19 protein-coding genes are annotated in these 19905 nt (G+C 64.4%); 14 read left to right on the forward strand and 5 right to left on the reverse strand.

Features of this window, described 5'->3' with window-relative positions; genetic code table 11:
- Window positions 1-6 precede the first annotated feature (6 nt).
- Window positions 7-2280, reverse strand: coding sequence for a putative bifunctional diguanylate cyclase/phosphodiesterase (locus CH302_RS24860; RefSeq protein WP_037190525.1), 2274 nt, complete (start codon window positions 2278-2280; stop codon window positions 7-9).
- Window positions 2281-2438: 158 nt separating this feature from the next.
- Between CH302_RS24860 and CH302_RS24865 the strand changes: the two genes are divergently transcribed.
- The 3 genes from CH302_RS24865 (at window position 2439) to CH302_RS24875 (ending at window position 5747) form a co-directional block, all read left to right on the forward strand.
- On the forward strand, window positions 2439-3032 hold the full coding sequence (locus CH302_RS24865; protein WP_037190488.1) for a TetR/AcrR family transcriptional regulator: 594 nt from the start codon (window positions 2439-2441) through the stop codon (window positions 3030-3032).
- A 301-nt stretch (window positions 3033-3333) separates the two neighbouring features.
- Window positions 3334-4011: a DUF4956 domain-containing protein gene (locus tag CH302_RS24870; protein WP_037190487.1), complete on the forward strand. Its 678-nt coding sequence runs from the start codon at window positions 3334-3336 to the stop codon at window positions 4009-4011.
- Window positions 4012-4079: 68 nt separating this feature from the next.
- Window positions 4080-5747 (forward strand): CotH kinase family protein, encoded by a 1668-nt coding sequence (locus tag CH302_RS24875; protein WP_230596256.1) that lies wholly within the window; start codon window positions 4080-4082, stop codon window positions 5745-5747.
- Window positions 5748-5758: 11 nt separating this feature from the next.
- Here the strand turns inward: CH302_RS24875 and CH302_RS30285 are convergent, their stop codons facing one another.
- A complete protein-coding gene (locus tag CH302_RS30285) occupies window positions 5759-5926 on the reverse strand; it encodes a S4 domain-containing protein (protein ID WP_155292901.1) in 168 nt (55 codons plus the stop codon).
- Between the two features lie 66 nt (window positions 5927-5992).
- On the opposite strand from CH302_RS30285, the gene CH302_RS24880 reads away from it, so the two are divergent.
- Genes CH302_RS24880 through dinB form a run of 6 tightly spaced genes read left to right on the forward strand, consistent with a single transcriptional unit; the run spans window position 5993 to window position 11144 of the window.
- The gene (locus CH302_RS24880; RefSeq protein ID WP_141216725.1) at window positions 5993-6886 is read left to right on the forward strand and encodes a hypothetical protein; all 894 of its coding nucleotides are present in this window, start codon (window positions 5993-5995) and stop codon (window positions 6884-6886) included.
- Window positions 6887-6933: 47 nt separating this feature from the next.
- Complete coding sequence (locus tag CH302_RS24885) at window positions 6934-7851, forward strand: polyphosphate polymerase domain-containing protein (RefSeq protein WP_037190485.1); 918 nt, start codon at window positions 6934-6936, stop codon at window positions 7849-7851.
- 25 nt (window positions 7852-7876) lie between these two features.
- On the forward strand, window positions 7877-8494 hold the full coding sequence (locus tag CH302_RS24890; RefSeq protein ID WP_037190484.1) for a DUF47 domain-containing protein: 618 nt from the start codon (window positions 7877-7879) through the stop codon (window positions 8492-8494).
- A gap of 7 nt (window positions 8495-8501) precedes the next feature.
- A complete protein-coding gene (locus CH302_RS24895) occupies window positions 8502-9488 on the forward strand; it encodes an inorganic phosphate transporter (protein WP_037190482.1) in 987 nt (328 codons plus the stop codon).
- Window positions 9485-9883 (forward strand): hypothetical protein, encoded by a 399-nt coding sequence (locus tag CH302_RS24900; protein ID WP_141216726.1) that lies wholly within the window; start codon window positions 9485-9487, stop codon window positions 9881-9883. Before CH302_RS24895 ends, CH302_RS24900 begins: the two co-directional genes overlap by 4 nt.
- 40 nt (window positions 9884-9923) lie before the next feature.
- Window positions 9924-11144: a DNA polymerase IV gene (gene dinB / locus CH302_RS24905; protein WP_255138962.1), complete on the forward strand. Its 1221-nt coding sequence runs from the start codon at window positions 9924-9926 to the stop codon at window positions 11142-11144.
- Here dinB and CH302_RS24910 read toward each other — a convergent pair whose 3' ends face one another.
- Window positions 11145-12542, reverse strand: a complete 1398-nt coding sequence (locus tag CH302_RS24910) for a cytochrome P450 (RefSeq protein ID WP_037190521.1) — start codon at window positions 12540-12542, stop codon at window positions 11145-11147. It abuts the gene before it with no gap.
- Between the two features lie 87 nt (window positions 12543-12629).
- Here CH302_RS24910 and CH302_RS24915 point away from each other — a divergent pair, with 87 nt between their 5' ends.
- Both CH302_RS24915 and CH302_RS24920 read left to right on the forward strand, forming a co-directional pair.
- Window positions 12630-13205 (forward strand): TetR/AcrR family transcriptional regulator, encoded by a 576-nt coding sequence (locus CH302_RS24915; protein ID WP_037190479.1) that lies wholly within the window; start codon window positions 12630-12632, stop codon window positions 13203-13205.
- 22 nt (window positions 13206-13227) lie between these two features.
- The gene (locus tag CH302_RS24920) at window positions 13228-13542 is read left to right on the forward strand and encodes a DUF2277 domain-containing protein (protein ID WP_037190478.1); all 315 of its coding nucleotides are present in this window, start codon (window positions 13228-13230) and stop codon (window positions 13540-13542) included.
- On the opposite strand, the gene CH302_RS24925 is transcribed toward CH302_RS24920, so the two are convergent.
- The gene (locus CH302_RS24925) at window positions 13539-13958 is read right to left on the reverse strand and encodes a helix-turn-helix domain-containing protein (protein ID WP_037190519.1); all 420 of its coding nucleotides are present in this window, start codon (window positions 13956-13958) and stop codon (window positions 13539-13541) included. The genes CH302_RS24920 and CH302_RS24925 overlap by 4 nt on opposite strands.
- Before the next feature lie 291 nt (window positions 13959-14249).
- On the opposite strand from CH302_RS24925, the gene CH302_RS24930 reads away from it, so the two are divergent.
- The gene (locus tag CH302_RS24930; RefSeq protein WP_141216727.1) at window positions 14250-14921 is read left to right on the forward strand and encodes a hypothetical protein; all 672 of its coding nucleotides are present in this window, start codon (window positions 14250-14252) and stop codon (window positions 14919-14921) included.
- A 21-nt stretch (window positions 14922-14942) separates the two neighbouring features.
- Here the strand turns inward: CH302_RS24930 and CH302_RS24935 are convergent, their stop codons facing one another.
- Window positions 14943-16106: a globin domain-containing protein gene (locus CH302_RS24935; RefSeq protein WP_037190476.1), complete on the reverse strand. Its 1164-nt coding sequence runs from the start codon at window positions 16104-16106 to the stop codon at window positions 14943-14945.
- A gap of 192 nt (window positions 16107-16298) precedes the next feature.
- Between CH302_RS24935 and clpB the strand changes: the two genes are divergently transcribed.
- Window positions 16299-18845: an ATP-dependent chaperone ClpB gene (gene clpB / locus CH302_RS24940; RefSeq protein ID WP_037190475.1), complete on the forward strand. Its 2547-nt coding sequence runs from the start codon at window positions 16299-16301 to the stop codon at window positions 18843-18845.
- 94 nt (window positions 18846-18939) lie between these two features.
- Window positions 18940-19896 (forward strand): DUF5666 domain-containing protein, encoded by a 957-nt coding sequence (locus CH302_RS24945; protein WP_037190474.1) that lies wholly within the window; start codon window positions 18940-18942, stop codon window positions 19894-19896.
- Window positions 19897-19905 lie beyond the last annotated feature (9 nt).

Genomic DNA, 19905 nt, shown 5'->3' on the forward strand with positions numbered 1-19905 from the left:
CCTCGGTCATGATATCCGTTCTCCTGTAGCAGTGTTCAGACGCGCGTCGATTTCGGCGACGAGGGCGGGTAGTCGGTCTGCCGAGGTGGGACGGCCGAGATGGTAACCCTGCGCTCGTCCGCACCGTAGCTCGCGCAACGTCGTCATCGTCACTTCGTCCTCCACTCCCTCTGCCGTCACCGACAGTCCCAGCGTACGGGCGAGTTCGACGGTCGATCGCACGATGGCTTCGTGCGCCGGGTTGTGTGCCATGCCGCCGATGAAGGTGCGGTCGATCTTCAACTCCTGTACCGGCAACCTCTCGATGTACGCGAGCGAGCTGTAGCCGGTGCCGTAGTCGTCGATGGCGACCTGCACACCCATCGCATGCAGAATCGACAGCGCCTCGGTCGCGCCGACCGGGTCGGTCATCGCCGAGGTCTCGGTCACCTCCAAGGTCAATCGACCAGGTGGACAATCGAATTCCTTCAGCGCCGTGCACACCTGTCCGATGAGGGTGTCGTCGAACAGATTGCGGGTCGAGATGTTGACGGCGATGCTCAACTCCAGTCCGTCGGACTTCCACTGCCTGCGTTGGGCGAGGGCGTGGGTGAGGACGTAGCTCGTCAGTGGCCGGATCAGTCCGGTGCGTTCGGCGGTGGGCAGGAATGCACTGGGGGACAGGACGGTGCCGTTCGGATGGTGCCACCGCAGCAGTGCTTCCACGCCGACGACGGTCATCGTCGTGAGGTCGACCTGCGGTTGATAGTGCAGTCGCAGTTGATCCGTTTCCAGTGCTGTGGTGAGTTCGCCGAGCATGATGAGTTGCTCACTCTTGTCCCGGTCCATCGATCGGTCGTAGTACGCGACGCGCGACTGAGCTGCTTTCGCGGCCTGGACGGCGAGGTCGGCGCGCTGGACGAGGCGATCGGGTGTCGTCTCGTCCTCACCGTCTCCGGTCGGAGAAGTCGACGCGACGCCGACGCTCGCTTCGATCAGTAGGGTCATGTTCCCCACCTCGAAGGGTGTGGCGAACCGGAGCTGGATCTCGTGTGCCAACGCGGCCGGATCCATCGACTCCGACGACCCGCACAGGGCAAATTCGTCACCGGCCAAGCGCGCCAACAGAATCGAGTCATCGGCGACCCCTCGCAGGCGCTCGGCGACCAGCACGAGGACCTGATCGCCGAGGCCGCGTCCGAAGGTGTCGTTGATCTCCTTGAATCGGTCGATATCGACGGTCAACACAGTCGATTCACCCGCATTGCCCCAGAGTCGATGTTCGAGGGCGCGCAGGTTGGCCAGGCCGGTGAGGTGATCGGTATCGGCGACGGCACGGAGCTGGACGGTCTGAGTGTGCAACAACCGCAACAGATCGGTGATGCGAATGATCACCAGGACCACCAACGCGAGAGCGCAGAGCAGCACCGCCCATCCCCACTGGGCGATCGGCTCGTCGCGAACGACCTCGATGAACATCACGATCGGCGCAGTCAGGGTGGCCGCGGTCAGCACGACGACCGTGGGAGTGGTGAACGACGCCATCAGGTGGGCGTTGGATTCGATGTTCGGGTTGGTGATGCGCCGCATGGACGGGTGAAGGGCGGCGACGCCGATCAGGACGTACGAGATGATCCAGCCGACGTCCAACAGGGACCTGTCGGACGAGGAATCCGAGACGATCGCGAAATTGTTCACGGTGTCGGTGACGACCAGCAGTGCAACGGCCACGGTGAGCAGCCGATAGGACAGGGCCCGCCACTGCCTCGAGCCCACGAAGTGCGCCAGCAGTCCCAGCAGAAAGATGTCCATTGCGGGGTACGCGACGTCGACCAGACCGGCGATCCCGGAGATACCCTCGCCGCCGAGCGACGGCTGCACGGCGAACACCCAGGTGAGCAGTCCGAACGCGACCATGACGATGGCGCTGTTGGCTACGTGGCCGCGTTCGCTCGCTCGCCACTTGTGGCGAGCCAGCAAAAACAGGCCGAAGCCGTAGATCGGATAGCCGAGGAGGTACAGCGCATCGGCCAGTGATGGATACGGCACGCTGCCGCGGGTGACGTGGATCCATTCGTAGACGATGTCGCCGAGCACCCACAGTGCGGTTCCGGCGGCGATGGCCAGCCAGGCTCTGCGGTTGGCCGGCCGATGCATCCTGGTACCGATCACGGTGGCAGCGACGGCGGAGGCTCCGACGAGGGCGAAGACGGACTGGGCCCAGACGATCGTCGGGACGAGGAAGTAGACGACGCAGCCGACTGCGCCGAGCGCTGCGTACCACCGCCACCAGGCCGTCACGATTTTCTCCAGCCGTTCACGCCGATCTGACGGCTTCAACAATGTCACACGGACGTGATGTAGGTCACCTGCGCTGCGCGTCCAGTGACAGAAGTATGCCTCAGCGCTACGCTCGGTAAGCGGTACGAAACTGTTTCGATTCGATAAGGGGGCCACGGATGAGCGTCGACGCCCCACGCCGGTCGAGGGTGAGTATGGAACGCGAGGGCGAATTTCTCGACGCCGCACTCCTGTGCCTCGGCGAGGTCGGTTACGACTCGCTGTCGATGGACCTGGTTGCCGAGCGAGCACAGTGCAGCAAGGCCACCCTCTACCGGAGATGGTCGAGCAAGGCCGAGATGGTGGTCGCGGCCATCGAATCGGTCGGCCCGCCCCCGTTCGTCGGCATCGATACCGGAGACCTTCGCGGAGATCTGCTCGAGTTGATGAATCGGGTGTCCGAGGGGGCGGAGCACGATCAACGTTTCGCTGCGGCGATCCACCACGCGGTGATGGTCGACGAACAGTTGGCGGCAGCGGTGCGGAGAACGTTCCTCGAACCCGAGGCCAGATTCCTCGAGTCGGTCGTCGTGCGCGCGGTGCAGCGGGGGGAATTGTCGAGCAGGCCGAGATCGGCAGACTTTCTGCAGTACATGGTCTTCAGCGCAATCATGACTGGCCCATTGACCGACGCCAAGCCTTTGGATTCGGAATGCAGAACGCGAATAATCGACGAAGTAATTCTGCCGTCACTTCGCTCGACGACCGATTGACAACGTTTGTACGGCATGCGCACGTAATCGATTGACCCGCAACATAATTGAAAAATTCAACCGACCGGCGTCCGACTGGGGCGCCGGATAGAGTTCGTTCGAAATTCCACTGCTGCCAGGAGATGAACGGCTGAATTGGCAGGAAACTGCCAGCTTCTGAGGTGGAAATTCCGTCCAGATTGTCTCTAGGGTTAACGGCATCCGAACAAACGGTAAACAGCACTGATTGCGGATGTAGGCGCGTGGGTCACGCGCTCCCCGGTAACCAGTGCGGAATTCGACTCAACTCGATCGGAATGCGATGAATTTCAACATTCAAGACCTGAGCGGAACGTTCTCGACGTTCGACATCGTGGTGTCTCTGACACTGTCGTTCGTTCTGTCGGCCATCATCGGCTGGGTCTACCGACTCACCCACAAGAACGTCTCGTACAGCCAGTCCTACGTACAAACTCTCGTCACGGTGGGCATGGTCATCAGCTTGATCATGCTGGTCGTCGGATCGAACGTGGCACGGGCGTTCGCCCTCGTCGGTGCGTTGTCCGTCGTCCGATTCCGCAACGCCATCAAGGAAACTCGCGATGTCGGCTTCATCTTCCTCGTCATGGCGATCGGCATGGCCACGGGAACTCGCTTCTACGTGTTGGCCATTGCGGCCACGTTTGCCATCTGCTTGGTCATGGTGGTGATGAGCAAGTTCAACTGGTTCAAACTCGATGTGCAGCGTCAGGTCGTCAAGGTGCAGGTTCCACCCGACGCCGATTACACCGATCTCGTCGAGGACGTACTGATCAAGTACTGCAAGGAGTTCGAGCTCGTCAGTACCGAATCGGTGCGATCGGGTGCGCTGACCGAGTTGTACTTCACGGCCCAACTCAGATCGGGCAAGAAACCCGGTGAGTTGATCGCAGCGCTCAGTGAGGTCAATACCGGACAACGGGTTTCGGTACTCACCGGATACGACCAGACGGACATCTGATCGTGGCCGACCCGAACGCGAACTTTCCCACCGCTCCGACAACCCTGCGAAGGAGGCTCGTCCACCGAGTGCCTCGGACGGTGCGGCAGCATTGGAAAATTGCTGCCACACTGCTGGTGTTCGTCGTGGTGATGGCGACCGTGTTCGGGTCGACCCGGATCCGCCCGTACATCACCGGCGATGCAACCGTCATCGCCTCCGAGATCGCCGAGAACGTCCAGGGTACGGTCGATCTGTTCGATACCACTGTGTCGCACTCGATTTCGGTGGATATTGACGCCGGCGACTACCAGACCCTGAAGGACTCGTTCCAGAACGAGGGTGTCAAGGAATCGGTACCCGCAGACATCACCATCGACGGCACCCTGATCTCGGACGTCGGTATTCGGTTGAAGGGCAACTCGACGCTGAGCACGCTGAGCAACGACGACGGCACGATGCCGGGACGCGGGGGTGGCAACGCCGGCGCGGACGCCGCAGCAGCTCCTGCAGACGGCGCAGCCATGCCCGAGGGCGGGGGAATGCCGGAGGGCGGGGGAATGCCGGACGGCGTAACCATGCCGGACGGCGTAACCATGCCGGAGGGTGCAACCATGCCGGAGGGTGCAGCACCTGCGGATGGCACAGCGCCTACCGATGGTGCAGCCATGCCCGAGGGCGGGGGTATGCCCGGTGGTGCCGGGATGGCCATGTTCGGTGAACCGCTCAGTTTCGATGAGCCCGAGGATCTTCCGTTTCTGATCGACTTCGCCGAGTACTCCGAGGGCCGGGCGTATCAGGGTCACACCACGCTCTCGCTCCGGCCGTACACTCCGGCGTTGAACGAGTCGGTCTCCCTTGCGATCACCGAGGCTTCGGGCCAGGCGACCCAGGACTTCACCTACACCACGTATTCGGTGAACGACTCGACCGAGACGACGCGACTGGTGGTCGTTGCTCCTGACGACGACTACGCCAATTCTCTGCACGACGGCGACGGGGTGTTGTACAAGACCGGCGCAAATGCGAGTTTCACGTATCAGGGCGATGATCAGACCACCTACGCCGAGCAGTTCACCCAGATCAATGCCCGCGGCACAGCGGACCTGCAACCGATCATCACGCTGCTGAAGTGGCTCGACGGTGCCGACCAGGCCGAGTTCGATGCGCATCTGGCCGACTACGTCGACGTCGACTCGCTGGCGAATTACCTTGCACTGCAGAACTTGCTGAGCAACGGCGACGACATGGGCGGACCGGGAAAGAACTTCTACCTCTACTACGACCTGGACACGAAGAAGTTCTCCGTCGTGTCGTGGGATCTCAACCTGGCTCTGAATTCCGATTCCACCGCCGGGGCGCACGACGAAGTCTCGATGATTCCCGGTGGCGGAGGAGCCGGAGGCGGTGGCATGCCTCAGATGCCCGAGGGCTTCACACCACCGGAGGGAATGGAGATCCCGGAGGGTGGGGGCATGCCCGAAGGTGGCCCGATGCTGGGTAATTCGCTCAAGGACATGTTCTTGGACTCGACGGAATTCACCGACGAATACGACGCTGCGTACCGCACGATCTACGACGAGTTGTGGGCCAGTGGTCGAGTACTCGACATCGTCGACGAGGTTGCCGCATCCGTCCCCACGTCGGCTGGGCTCACCCAGGAGGAGATCGACGCCGACGCTGCCGAATTGAAGTCACGGCTGCAGATCCGAATCGATGCACTCGCCGACGATCCTGTCGTGACGGGATCGTCGTGATGTCCCGGCGGTCAGCGCAGGGTCAGGGTGTCTGCCGGGGAAACCTCGCGGCGGGGGTCGCGCAGCGGCATGCCGTTGATCAGGACCATTCCCTCCATCACGAAGGAGGCGGCCTGCGACAGCGTGCGCGCAGTGCCTGTGGCAACCAGCAACTCGGGAACAGAAGTTCGACCGTTCATGACCTGATGCTGCTCCCGAGCGGTGACCGTCGACGCTCGATCGCGTGGCGGGTAGGCGACAGTCAGGTGAACACTCGGAGACGGCGGGTCGGCGTGGTGGTCGCTGCGTGCGGGGTCGGTGCCTCGGTGCTCGCGTCGTGCATGTCGGCCCAACCCCCAGCGGCCGAACCCCCGGCAGCCCAACCCTCAGCCGCCGCGGGATTCGAAACCTGGTGCACCCCCACCGACTCGGGCCTGTCCGAGTTGTCGGGTCTGGCGTGGACGGGCGATACCGGCTACGCGATCGGGGACCGCGGCAGCGACGATCGGCTGGCGGTGCTCGACCGTGCCTGCGAGGTGACCGGGTGGATCGACGTCGGAGTCGAGACGGTCGACGTCGAGGACATGGCCGTCGACAGCGCGGGGATCGTGTGGCTCGCCGACACCGGTGACAACGACGGTGAACGCGAGAGCGTCACCCTGATCGGCGTCGATGTCCGGTCCGATCGCCGCACCTCCGTCTCTCTGCGCTACCCGGACGGCGCACACGACGTCGAGGCGTTCGCTCTGACGCCCACCGGGCAACCGGTGTTGATCACCAAGGTCTCGGGCGGTGCGTCCGCAACGATCTACTCGTCCGACGAATCCGTTACCGGCGCAGCAGACACCGTGGATCTGGTTCGCGTCGGAGCAGTGGCCGCAACTGCTGCGGACGGATCGAGTCGGCCGATCACCGGTGCAGCCGTCGATGCCGACGCGACCGTGGGGGCACTGCGAACGAAGAAGGATCTGTTCGTCTTCGATATCGCCGACGGCGATGTGGCAGCAGCATTCTCGGGCGCTCCCGCCGGTGTCGTCGAGGGCCCCGATCAACCACAGGGCGAGGCCGTCGCCTTCACCGACGCGGGTGAACTACTGCTCGCGTCCGAGGCCGACGGAGCCACCGAACTACCCCCGATCGTGTTCGCCGAGCCGAACTGAACGCGGCGTCGCCCGACCGTCACACCCACCGAAGGAAGGATCGCTCCATGAGTCTGTTCGACAAATTTCGGCCCAAGGCCGCACTGGAGAGACAGGGTGCCTCGCCGGAAGACCTCAATACCGAGCCCACCGGTTATCAGCAGACTGCCAGCAAGCTGCACTCGTTCAACAGGTACGAGATCAAGTACTTCGTCGCCGAAGCCGACGTCGAACAGGTTCGTGAAGAGTTGACGGCGCGGATGGACACCGATCCGTTCTCGCCCAAGGGTGGCTACCCGGTCACCTCCCTGTACTACGACACCACCGACCTGCGGTTCTACTGGGAGAAGATCGAGGGCCTGAAGTTCCGCCGCAAGGTGCGGGTGCGGCTGTACGGGGCGCCGTCCGAATGCACGGACGACACACCGGTGCAAATCGAGATCAAGCAGCGCGTCAACAGAGTCACCCAGAAGCGTCGAATCTCGTTGCCCTACGACGTTTCTCAGCGGTGGTTGAACGGCCGTGAGGAGATCGAGTGCGATCCGAGTCAACGTCCGTTCGTCAACGAGGTCAGCACGTTGATCGCCAACCTCGACCTGCGTCCGATGGTCACCACCGGCTATCTACGCGAGGCCTACGTCGGCCGCGAGGCCGATCTCGGTCTGCGGGTGACGATCGACCACAAGGTGCACGGTCGGGATCGCGATTTCCGATTCGATTCCGGTGCCCAGAACCGCTTCATCATTCCGCCCAAGCTCGCGATCCTGGAGATCAAGGCCAACGAGCGAGTGCCGTACTGGGTGACCGACATGACGGCCCGGATGAACATGTCCGTCATCCGAGTCTCGAAGTACTGCCAGTCCATCGAGGCGTTCGAGATGGCACCGCGATCACGCGCCGGTGCGCCCGAACTCGTCCTTCCCGCCGATGCCGACCATCGCGTGCCGTCGGATCTGCTCGAGCCCTACGCCGGCGCTCGCCGGTAGCCGCCGTACCCCTAGGAGACGGAAGATGTTCGCACGCTTCAAACCCAAGTCCGTTCTGTTCTACGACCTGTTCAACTCCTCTGCTCAGCTGCTGGCCACCGGAGCCAAGACGTTGACCGAACTGCTCGAATCCGCACCGGAGATCGATGCTGTGGCGCGTCGCATGGTCGATCTCGAGCACGAAGCCGACAGCGTCACCCACGACCTGTTCCGCACCTTGAACTCGAGCTTCATCACCCCGTTCGATCGCACCGACATCTACGTCCTCGGTTCGAGCCTCGACGACGTCATGGACCACATGGAAGCGGCGACACATCTGCTCTCGCTCTACCGAATAGGCGAACTCACCCCACACATGCACGACATGATCGACATCCTCGACCGGTCGGCGAAGGTCACGGCGGAAGCCATGCCGAGGTTGGCGTCGATGAAGGATCTCGAGCGCTACTGGATCGAGATCAACGAACTCGAGAACCGGGCCGATCATGCCTATCGGACATTTCTGGCGGATCTGTTCGACGGCCGTTTCGACGCATTGACCGTGATGAAACTCAAGGGAGTGGGCGACGAACTCGAAGACGCCGCAGACGCTTTCGAGAAGGTAGCGCACGTCATCGAATCCATCGTGCTGAAAGAGACGTGAGTGCGCGGTGGTAGCACTCGTTCTGGTCATCACCCTGGCGATGGCGTTCACCTTCACCAACGGCTTTCACGATTCGGCCAATGCCATCGCGACATCGGTGTCCACGCGCGCACTCACACTGCGGACGGCGCTGGTCATGGCCGCGGTGGGAAACTTGCTCGGTTCCTTCTTCGGTGCGAAGGTCGCCTCGACGGTGGGGGAGGGAATCATCGCCCTCGACGTCGGATCCGACGCGTTGCTCGTGGTCGGGTGCGCCCTGGTCGGTGCCATCGCCTGGAATCTGATCACGTGGTGGTTCGGGTTGCCGTCCTCGTCCTCGCACGCATTGGTCGGCGGCATGGTGGGAGCTGCACTGGCCGGCGGCATGACCGTGCTGTGGGGAGGCGTCGCGACCAAGGTGATCCTCCCGATGATCGTTTCTCCTGCAGTCGGTTTCGTGCTCGGAAGCGCCGTCATGGTGGCCATTCTGTGGATGTTCCGGCGGTCGTCTCCCAGTGCCACCAGCCGGGGGTTCCGGCGCGCTCAGACCTGCTCGGCCGCGGCCATGGCCTTCGGGCACGGTATGCAGGATGCAGCCAAGACGATGGGCATCGTGGTTCTGGCTCTGGTCGTGTCCGGCAATCAGGTCGACTACACGATTCCCCTGTGGTGCTACTTCCTCACCGCGACGGTGCTGGCGCTCGGAACAGCGACCGGTGGGATGCGGATCATGCGCACCCTCGGCCGCAAGATCATCGAACTCGACCCACCCCAGGGCTTCGCGGCCGAGGCGACCGCGTCCGCGGTTCTGTACGTGGCCTCGATCGGACTGGGAGCGCCGGTATCGACGACGCATGTCATCTCGTCGGCGATCATGGGCGTCGGGGCGACCAAACGCACGACGGCCGTGCGCTGGGGAACGGCGGGAAACATGCTCGCGGCGTGGGTCACCACGCTGCCCGCGGCGGCTGCCGTCGCCGCGCTGACCTACGTGATTGCAGGGGTGTTCTCGTGAAGCGGCGTGCGGGTTGGACAGCGGTGAGTGCTGCACTGTGCATGGTGGCACTGAGCTCGGTGACCGGCTGTGGTTACGAGATGACGTCGACGGACACCGGCAGCGGCATCTCTCGTGACGTGCAGGAGGCCAGGGACGGATTTCTCGAGACCCCGGGAATGGCCGAACTGTTCGACGACCTCTACGGGCAGGGCATCGGCACGACCGTCAACGAGGTGTTCGCACTGGGCATCTACATTCCGGGCTTCTGCGAGACCCGCGCTCAGCAGGGATTGTCCGAGGAGGAGGCCGTCGCGGAAGTGACCGATTCTCTCGGTGCGACCTACGAGAAGGGGACCGGCGAGCCCTGGGCCGAGCCGATAGTCCAGGCCGCGGAGCAGCACGTCTGTCAGTGACCCGGGCATCGGTGTCGGTGGCCTGTGCAAGCATGGAACGGTGGAGTCCACCGGCAGAACCGTGGCGAGCATCATGCACGCCGACCTGGACTCCTTCTATGCCTCGGTGGAGCAGCGTGACGATCCGCGGCTGCGCGGTAAGCCGGTGATCGTCGGCGGGGGAGTGGTGCTCGCCGCCAGCTACGAGGCCAAGGCCTTCGGGGTGCGTACGGCGATGAGCGGCGGGCAGGCACGCGCGGTGTGTCCGCAGGCCATCGTGGTCCCGCCGCGCATGGAGGCGTACTCGCAGGCGAGCAAGGACGTGTTCGACGTCTTCCACGACACCACCCCGCTGGTGGAGGGCATCTCCATCGACGAGGCGTTTCTCGACGTCGGCGGGTTGCAGAAGATTGCGGGCAGTGCCACGGAGATCGGACAACGTCTGCGGCAGGAGGTCGCCGAACAGGTAGGGCTGCCCATCACCGTCGGGATCGCCACCACCAAGTTTCTGGCGAAGGTGGCCAGTGCTTTCGCCAAGCCCGACGGCCTACTGCTCGTGCCGCCCGGCGGCGAACTCGAGTTCCTGCATCCGCTGAACATCGAAAGGCTCTGGGGTGTCGGCAAAGTGACCGCCGAGAAGCTGCACGTACTCGACATCAGGACCGTCGGCGACATCGCGGCCTACGGCGAGCGTTCGTTGGCCTCGGTGCTGGGCAAGGGTGCGGGTGCTCATCTGTACGCGCTGGCCATGGGCCGAGATCCGCGACGCGTCCAGCCCGGGAAGTCGCGCAGTTCCATCGGCGCACAGCGGGCACTCGGCCGCGGCAGGCACGACGCAGCCGAGGTGGAGGCCTCGTTGATCGGGCTCGTCGATCGCGTCACGCACCGGATGCGCGCAGCGGAGCGAACCGGTCGAACCGTGATGTTGCGCTTACGTTTTGCCGATTTCACTCGCGCCACCAGATCGCACACGCTCGATCGCGCCACCGCCGATACCAGGGATATTCTCGACGCCGCACTCGAATTGCTGCGCGACGCGGCTCCGCTGATCTCGGAGAAGGGCATCACCCTCGTCGGTGTCACCGTTTCGAGTATCGACAAGGGCGGCGCGGAACAACTCGAATTGCAGTTCGACGCACCGTCGGTACGGACGCCGCCGGAGGCATCGGCTCTCGACCGCGCGCTCGACGGGGTGCACAAGAAATTCGGATCTACCTCGCTCACTCGCGGGGTGCTGCTCGGTCGCGATCCGGGAATCTCTGTTCCGCTGTTGCCGGACTGACTACCGTCGTGTCGTCGGTTGCACCCGAAAGCCGGTGGGCATCATGGTCAGTCGCTCCTCGACCCGCAGGCGGTACGACGGGTCGGCTCGCAGATCGAAACGCTGGAGAATCGTTCCGAGGACCAGGACCGCCTCGTGAATGGCGAATTGCCTTCCGATGCAGGCGCGTTCGCCGGTGCCGAATGGCTTGTAGGCATGGGCCGGTCTGGCTTTGATGCGGTCGGGTAGAAAGTTGTCCGGGTCGAACTCGTCGGGGCGATCGCCCCACACCGGATCGCGATGCAGGGCCGTCACCAGCACGATCGCCCAGTCCCCGGCCGCCATTCGGTAGCCGTCGCCGACGATGGTCTCCGTCCGTGCTCCCCGGCCGAACGCGGGAACCGTCGGCCACAGGCGCAGCGATTCGTCGAGGACTCGGCGGACGTACCGCAGCTTGGGGACCTGCCCGAACTCGGGCTCACCCGCACCCCAGACCTCGTCGACCTCGGCGCGGGCCCGCTCGAAGACCTCCGGATGTGTCGCCAGGTAGTACAGCGCGAACGACAGTGCACCGGAGGTGGTCTCGTGTCCGGCGATCAGGAACGTCAGGATCTGATAGCCGATGTTGGCTTCGCTCAATGCATTCGGATTGTCCACCTCACGTGCCGCGTCCATCATGATCTGCAGCAGGTCGGCGAAGTCTTCGGTGGACCGGCGCCTGGTCCGGACGACATCTGCAAGGACGTCGGCCAGGTACTGCTTGTTGTGTGCGTATTCGCGGTCGGACCGGGCGAACAGGGGCTTGGCGAACGCGGGGATCTTCAGCAGTGCCCGCCTCTGGTTGTAGGTCAGGGCACCGACCATGGCCGAGACGAACGGATGCGGCTCGGTTCGCTCGAACGAGCCGAAGCTGTAACTGAATCCGGTGCGACCGATGGTCTCGAGCGTCAGCTTCGTCATGTCCGAGGACACGTCGGTGGTTGCGCCGGCGCGTGCGCGGTCTTCCCAGTGCCGAACCAGATCGTCGGCGACGTCGACCATGATCTCGTGATAGCCGCGCATGGCACCGGCGGTGAAGGCCGGACGCAACAGATCGTGGGCCCGTTGCCAGTTCGGTTCGTGGTTGTAGGCGGTGAACAGCCCGTCGGCCCCGATGTCGCGCAGATTCTCGACGCCGGGAGGCAGAAACTTCTCGAACCGCTTCTCATCGCACAGTTCGCCCACCACGTCGGCACCGGAGGCGAAGACGAAGCGTCGACCGAGGATGTTCCGCTCGAACATCGGGCCGAGGCGGCCGGCCATGGCGGTCGAATCCTGGACCGGGGTGCGCGGGTCGACGCCGACGATGTCGCCGAGCACGGGAACTCGGTACGGGGGATGCGGTAGAGCGCCGTTTCGTACCGCGAACTCTGTCGACATCGCCACTCCATCGTTCGGCTTGTTGAATCGGTGTCCAATAGTGACCGTACTCACTGTTGAACTCGTGTCAAGTAAAGTTCGAGGCCCATGACCACACCTCGCAAGCGGATGACGCCGGCGCAACGGCGTGCGCAACTCCTCGAGATCGGCTCGGCACTGTTCGCCGAGCGGCCCTACGAGGACGTGTGGATCGAAGAGGTCGCCGATCTGGCGGGCGTCTCACGCGGGCTGATGTACCACTACTTCCCGTCCAAGCGGGAGTTCTTCGTCGAGATCGTGCGCACCGAGTCCGAGCGGAACCTCGACCTCACCGCACCGGACACCTTGCTTCCGGTCCTCGAGCAGATCGCCGCCGGGCTCGAGGCCTACATCTCCTACGCCGACGAGCACGCGCACGGCATTCGAGCCGTCAACCGCGGGTCCCTGCTGGGAGACCGACGGATCGACGACATCCTCACGCGCGAGTTCGAGATTCAGCAGGAGCGGATCCTGGCTGCTCTGCCCGAGAGATTTCGCGACGACGACATGGTCCGCACCGCATTGCGCGGGTGGGTGGCCTTCGTGCGAGCGGTGTGCCTGGACTGGGTCGAGCGCAGAACTCTCGACCGGGAACAGGTCCGTGCGCTGTGTCTTCGTGCCGTTGCAGGCCTTCTCGAGGTGTGAGCTGCGGGGTTATCGTCGACGCATGTGCCGAAACATCACCACCCTGCGAGGCTTGGAACCCCACGCCACCGACGAGGAGATCGAAGCGGCCGCGCGTCAGTACGTCCGCAAGATCAGCGGCGTGCAGAAGACGTCCGACGCCACCCGTGACGCGTTCGAGCGTGCCGTCGCCGAGGTGACGGCAACGACGCACCGGCTCCTCGATGCGCTTCCGGAGCGGCGTCAGCCACCGCCCACGGTGCCGCCACTGCGGCGTCCGGAGGTGCAGGCGAGGATTGCGGCGGCGGGAGTGGAGCCTGCGGAACGACCCAAATCAGCGGCGAAGGCCGGGTCCTAGTGGGTGCTGTCCGGCGGCACCGCGGGGAGTCCTTCGCTCACGCGGAGCTTCTCGGCCATCGAGCTGAGCAGGTTCTGGGATTCCTCCGACAGGTCGAATGCCCGGGCGGACAGGCGGCGTAGGCCGTATCCCTGCAGCTGGGTGAGCAGTTCGAGGTCGTGATCGACCTTGGCCGCGTAGATGTCGTCGAAGAAGTAGTCGGGCTTGACCTTGAAGAACGTGGCCAGTGCCGCCACGGTGTCCGCAGAGGGATTGGCGCGCTGCCCCGACCGCAATTGCGAGATGTACGGCTTGGAGATCTGGTGCCCGCGCAGGGCGAGAGCGTCGGCGACCTCGGCATTGGTGTGCGGCTTGCGTCCGGTCGGGTGGATCGTGGAGAACAGATGGTTCAGGCGTGCGGCGAAATCAGCGGACATCGGGGATGTGTGTGCCTTCCTGATACAGCCGCTGCCCACCCGGGCAGATCGGTCCGCCGCGGACCGAACCGGCTCATAGTAGCCGCTGCCGCGGATCCGGCGAACCATGGCTGACCTGCAGAAATTCGTCGAAAATCGTACTGATCGGTTTCATGCGTCGGGCGACGTGCTGGCGCGAGTCCGGGCAGCCCGGTGCCTCGGACACCGGATCGATCGAATGGTTTTCCGTAGAATCGGACACGTGATCAGAGCCTCGGTGGCAGACTGTCTTGCCAGGCGGAGGGGGTGGAGATGACCGATCGTCGACGGCGAACGTTCGATTCACGAGACGGTGACGCGGAGGTGGTCGAGCCACTGCTTCGCGCAGTGCTGTCCTACGCGCCGCGGGACGAGTCGCCCACGCCGCACCCGTCCGAGGGAATCACGCTCCGGGCCGAGGACGGCTCCGGGTTCGTTCGACTCGGACTCGCCATCGCAGACCATCTCGGCGCAGGCATCCCGGGGCCGTTCGGGTCCAGGTTCTACGAATGTGGATCGTTCGAAGTCATTGTGCCGCAACGAGATCCTCGGGACGGCGCGCTGTTGATGATCCACCTGCTCGACGCGCGAGCACCGCACAGATTCGAGTTCTCGACGTCCATGCCGCCCCGGTGGAGCCTGCGGCTCGAGCGCGACGGCTCGGTGTCGGTACTCGACGATGTGGGCGCTGCAGTGATATTCATCGGCCGCCCTTGGGCTTTCGACTCCGACCTGCAACCGGTTCGCGTGCACTACACCATCGAGAACGGCCTCCTGGTACAGAACGTCGAGGCCACCGCCGACACCGGATATCCGATCCTGATCGACCCCGACCCCGATGCGATCATCACCGGAGACGGTCGACTGGTGACCGAGACCTGGACGCCGCGACTGGTGGCCGGCGGAGTGGTCGAGGACATGCCGCCGAAGTCGCTGTCCGGCTGAGGGCTTGCGGCGCAGGGCTTTTCAGAACGGGTCGTGCTGAATGTGCTCCATCGGCGTGCCGACCCTGCGGAGGGCGTAGATCGTCGTGCGCACCATCGACGGTGACCCGCAGATCTGAATCTGCCGATCGGCCCACGAACCGAATCGAGTGACGACCTTGCCCACCGCGCCGTGCAGACGGTGGTGCATTCCCCACGGTAGTTCGCGAGGTGTGCCCGAATACCACCACGGATTCTCGAGTTCCTCGGTCACCGGAACCACCGTCAGCCACGGATTCGACAGCGACAACTGCCACAGAGTGTCCAGATCGTAGAGATCGCACGGATACGTTCCGCTGACGAACAGGTGCACCCGCGGATTGTTGCTGCGCTGCGCCATCTCCATCACCTGCGCGCGCAGCGGGGCCAAGCCGGTGCCACCCGCGATCATCAGCACGTCCTCGCGGATCGCGCGATCGACGTGCATCCCGCCCAGCGGTGGACTGATGGCCCAGCGATCACCCACGGCGGTCTCGGTGACCATCGCCGGCGACACCCAGCCACCGGAGACGCGTCGAACATGGAACTCGATCTCACCGTACGGATTGCTGGGGATGGCAGGGGACAGGTACCGCCACAGCTTGGGCCGCTGCGGAATCTGCACACTGACGTATTGCCCGGGGAAGTACGGGATCTCGCCGTCGGTCTTCAACCGCACCACCGCGAGGTCGTCGAGCACGCGCTGATGTTCTACGACGGTGGCACTCCAGAACGGCGGCAGTTCGTCGTTGTCGGCGGCGTCGGCCATCGCATTGCTCACCACGGTGAGGGCGTCGTTCCAGGCCGTCTCGACTTCGTCGGTCCATACCTCGTTGCCGGCGAAGGTGCGGAACGCGTTGATCAGAGCCGAGCTGCCCGCGCGGAAATGTGCGCCGGAGATTCCGTGTTTGCGATGGTCCCGGCCGAGTTGCTCGAGGAACGGCTCGACGCGGTCGGGTTCGTCGAGGTGCTCGAAGACGTAGCCGAGGGCCATGACGAAGTGCTCACGCAACGCGTCCATCGATGCCGGGAACAGGGTGCGGAAGTCGGGATGCTCGGCGAAGAGATGGCCGTAGAAGGACCGGGACAGCCGCGCCGGCCCGTCCTGGGCGGCCACGACGGATTTGAATCCGGTGCGAACGAGGGAGATCGTGCGTGCGTCGAGCATAGATCCACCTCCACCCCACCGAATCACTGCCGATGACCCAGCCACCGTCGACCGTCACCAAAGTAGACCGATCGAGGATATCCCGCATTTCGCCGAATGTGGATAAGAACAAGGTTGAGCGGAACAGACTCAACTTGTCTATGGTTGTACCCAGCGACAGTCTCGAATCCCACTCTCGGAAGAAGGTGACCGGTGGACAGTTTCACTCCCACCACGAAGTCGCAGGCGGCGCTCTCTGCTGCCCTGCAGGCCGCATCCGCGGCCGGTAACCCGGACATTCGTCCGGCACATTTGTTGGTGGCGTTGCTCGATCAGACCGACGGCATCGCCACACCACTGCTGAAGGCCGTCGGCGTCGACCCTGCAACGGTGCGTCGAGAAGCGCAGAACCTCGTCGACCGCCTGCCCTCGGCATCCGGTTCGACCACCACTCCGCAACTCGGCCGTGAAACCCTCGCCGCGATCACCGCCGCACAGCATCTGGCCACCGAACTCGACGACGAGTACGTCTCCACCGAACACATCATGGTGGGCCTGGCGACCGGCAGCGACGACGTCGGCAAGCTGTTGACCGGTCACGGAGCCGGACCCAACGAGCTGCGCGACGCCTTCCAAGCCGTTCGCGGCAGTGCTCGGGTCACCAGCGCAGATCCCGAGAACACCTACCAGGCGCTGGAGAAGTACAGCACCGATCTGACCGCGCTGGCCCGCGAAGGCAAGCTCGATCCCGTCATCGGCCGCGACACCGAGATCAGGCGCGTCGTGCAGGTTCTCTCACGGCGCACCAAGAACAACCCGGTGCTCATCGGCGAACCCGGTGTCGGCAAGACGGCCATCGTCGAAGGACTCGCGCAACGCGTCATCGCCGGTGACGTACCGGAGAGCCTGCGCGGCAAGACCGTCGTCTCCCTCGACCTCGGTTCGATGGTCGCGGGCGCGAAGTTCCGCGGTGAGTTCGAGGAGCGGCTCAAGGCCGTGCTCGACGACATCAAGAACTCTGCAGGTCAGGTCATCACGTTCATCGACGAGCTGCACACCATCGTCGGAGCAGGTGCGACCGGTGAATCGGCGATGGACGCGGGCAACATGATCAAACCGATGCTCGCCCGCGGTGAACTGCGCCTCGTCGGTGCGACGACCCTCGAGGAGTACCGCAAGTACATCGAGAAGGATGCCGCCCTCGAACGACGCTTCCAGCAGGTCTACGTCGGTGAGCCGTCGGTCGAGGACACCGTCGGCATCCTGCGCGGACTCAAGGAGCGCTACGAGGTGCACCACGGCGTCCGGATCACGGACTCCGCCCTGGTCGCTGCGGCCACGCTCAGTGATCGGTACATCACCGCCCGGTTCCTGCCGGACAAGGCCATCGACCTGGTCGACGAGGCCGCGTCCCGGCTGCGCATGGAGATCGACTCACGCCCGGTCGAGATCGACGAGGTCGAGCGTGCCGTCCGTCGCCTCGAAATCGAGGAGATGGCCCTGGCGAAGGAGACCGACGACGCGTCGAAGGCTCGGCTCGACAAGCTTCGCCAGGAACTTGCCGATCTGCAGGAGAAGCTCGCCGGGCTCAGCACCCGCTGGCAGAACGAGAAGAACGCCATCGACTCGGTGCGGGTCCTGAAGGAGGAGCTCGAGAACCTGCGGGGCGAATCCGACCGCGCCGAACGCGACGGCGATCTGGGCCGGGCCGCCGAGCTGCGCTACGGACGCATCCCGACTCTCGAGAAGGAGCTCGCAGCCAAGACCGAGGACTCGCCGGCTCAGGGTGACGTCATGCTCAAGGAGGAGGTGGGACCGGACGACGTCGCCGACGTCGTCGCGGCCTGGACCGGAATTCCGGCGGGCCGGATGCTCGAGGGTGAGACCGCGAAGCTGCTCCGCATGGAGGACGAGCTCGGCAAGCGAGTCGTCGGGCAGAAGGATGCAGTACAAGCGGTGTCCGACGCCGTCCGACGCTCCCGCGCCGGGGTGGCCGATCCCAACCGTCCGACGGGATCGTTCCTGTTCCTCGGACCGACCGGTGTCGGTAAGACCGAGCTGGCGAAAGCGTTGGCGGAGTTCCTCTTCGACGACGAACGCGCGATGGTGCGCATCGACATGAGCGAGTACAGCGAGAAGCATGCCGTCGCTCGGCTCGTCGGTGCACCTCCGGGCTACGTCGGCTACGAGGCCGGAGGTCAGCTGACCGAGGCCGTGCGTAGGCGTCCGTACACGGTTGTGCTCTTCGACGAGGTCGAGAAAGCGCACCCCGACGTGTTCGACATCCTGCTCGCAGTGTTGGACGAAGGCCGGCTCACCGACGGCCAGGGCCGGACCGTCGACTTCCGCAACACGATCCTGATCCTCACCTCCAACCTCGGTGCCGGCGGTACCAAGGAGCAGGTGATGGACGCGGTGCGGCGGTCGTTCAAGCCCGAGTTCGTCAACCGACTCGACGACGTGGTGGTGTTCGACGCGTTGTCCGAGGATCAGCTCGAGTCGATCGTCGACATCCAGCTCGGCTTCCTCGCCAAGCGTCTGGCGGCTCGTCGACTGACGCTGGACGTGTCGTCACCGGCGAAGATGTGGCTCGCGGTTCGCGGCTACGACCCGTTGTACGGAGCGCGGCCGCTGCGTCGACTGATCCAGCAGGCCATCGGGGATCAACTGGCGAAGCTGCTGCTCGCCGGCGACGTCCACGACGGCGATGTGGTGTCGGTCGGTGTCAGCCCTGACGGAGAGCGCCTGATCCTGGGCTAGCCTCGGTCTTTTCCCGCACAGGCCCGCACGAGTACTGCTCGTGCGGGCCTGTTTTGCCTTCAACCGGGGTGTACCGGGTAGGTACGCTCGTGGGATGACGAATCCGGACGACCCGCGGTCACCCAGAGAACGCGATCAGGACGCGGCGGACGGGCCGGAGTCAGCAGAATCGACGCAGGCCTACGGACAGCAGTACCCCGGTGCCCAGCAGTATCCCGGGGCCCAGCAGCATCCCGACGGCTCGCAACCGACGGAGCAGTATCCGACACAGGCGGGTCAGAACCCGAACCCGCAGGCCTATCCGCCCGGTTATCAGCCCACGCAAGCATTCCCGCCCTACGACCCGGAGCAGCAGGCGGCGGCAAATCAGGCATACGGCCAGACCCAGCAGTACGGTCAACCCCCGGGTTACGAGACTGCGCAGTACGGCCAGGTCCCGCAGTACGGCCAGGCCCCGCAGTACGGCAACACTCAGCAATTCGGCCACACTCAGCAATTCGGGCAGCCGCCGGAGTACGGCGCTCCGCCGCCCACCGGGGATCCGAACGCGACCGATTCCGGCAGCAAGGGGCCCAGGCCGTGGGTTCTGGCGCTGATCGGACTCGTCGTCCTCGCCATCGTCGTGTTCTTCGGAATTTCCTTCCTGAGCGGGGGATCCGACGAGCCCAGCACCACTGCCACCGGTCCGTCGACGTCGACGTCGATCAGGCCGCCCACGTCGAGTGCGCCCACGACAGCGCCACAGCCCACCGAATCGGGCACCGCCACCACGCCCGAGCTGATCCCAGGGGGAATTCCCGAGATTCTCGGTCAGCTGGGTTCGTCGGTGGGAACGATCAGCGCCAACGACGGTTCGACTCTGACGCTGGACGGACTCGACGGCGCTCCGGTGACGGTGCAGACCACACCCCAGACCCAGATAATCTCGTTGTCCGGCAGCGACCTGGCGTCGCTGACCGTCGGTGCGTTCGTCGTGGTGCAGGGCGAGGCCGTCGAGGACGGAACGATCCGCGCGAACGTCATCATCGAAACGCCGAATCTCGGCGGATAGGCGCGGGAG

Source organism: Rhodococcus sp. 15-2388-1-1a, from assembly GCF_002259145.1.
Lineage (GTDB): Bacteria > Actinomycetota > Actinomycetes > Mycobacteriales > Mycobacteriaceae > Rhodococcoides.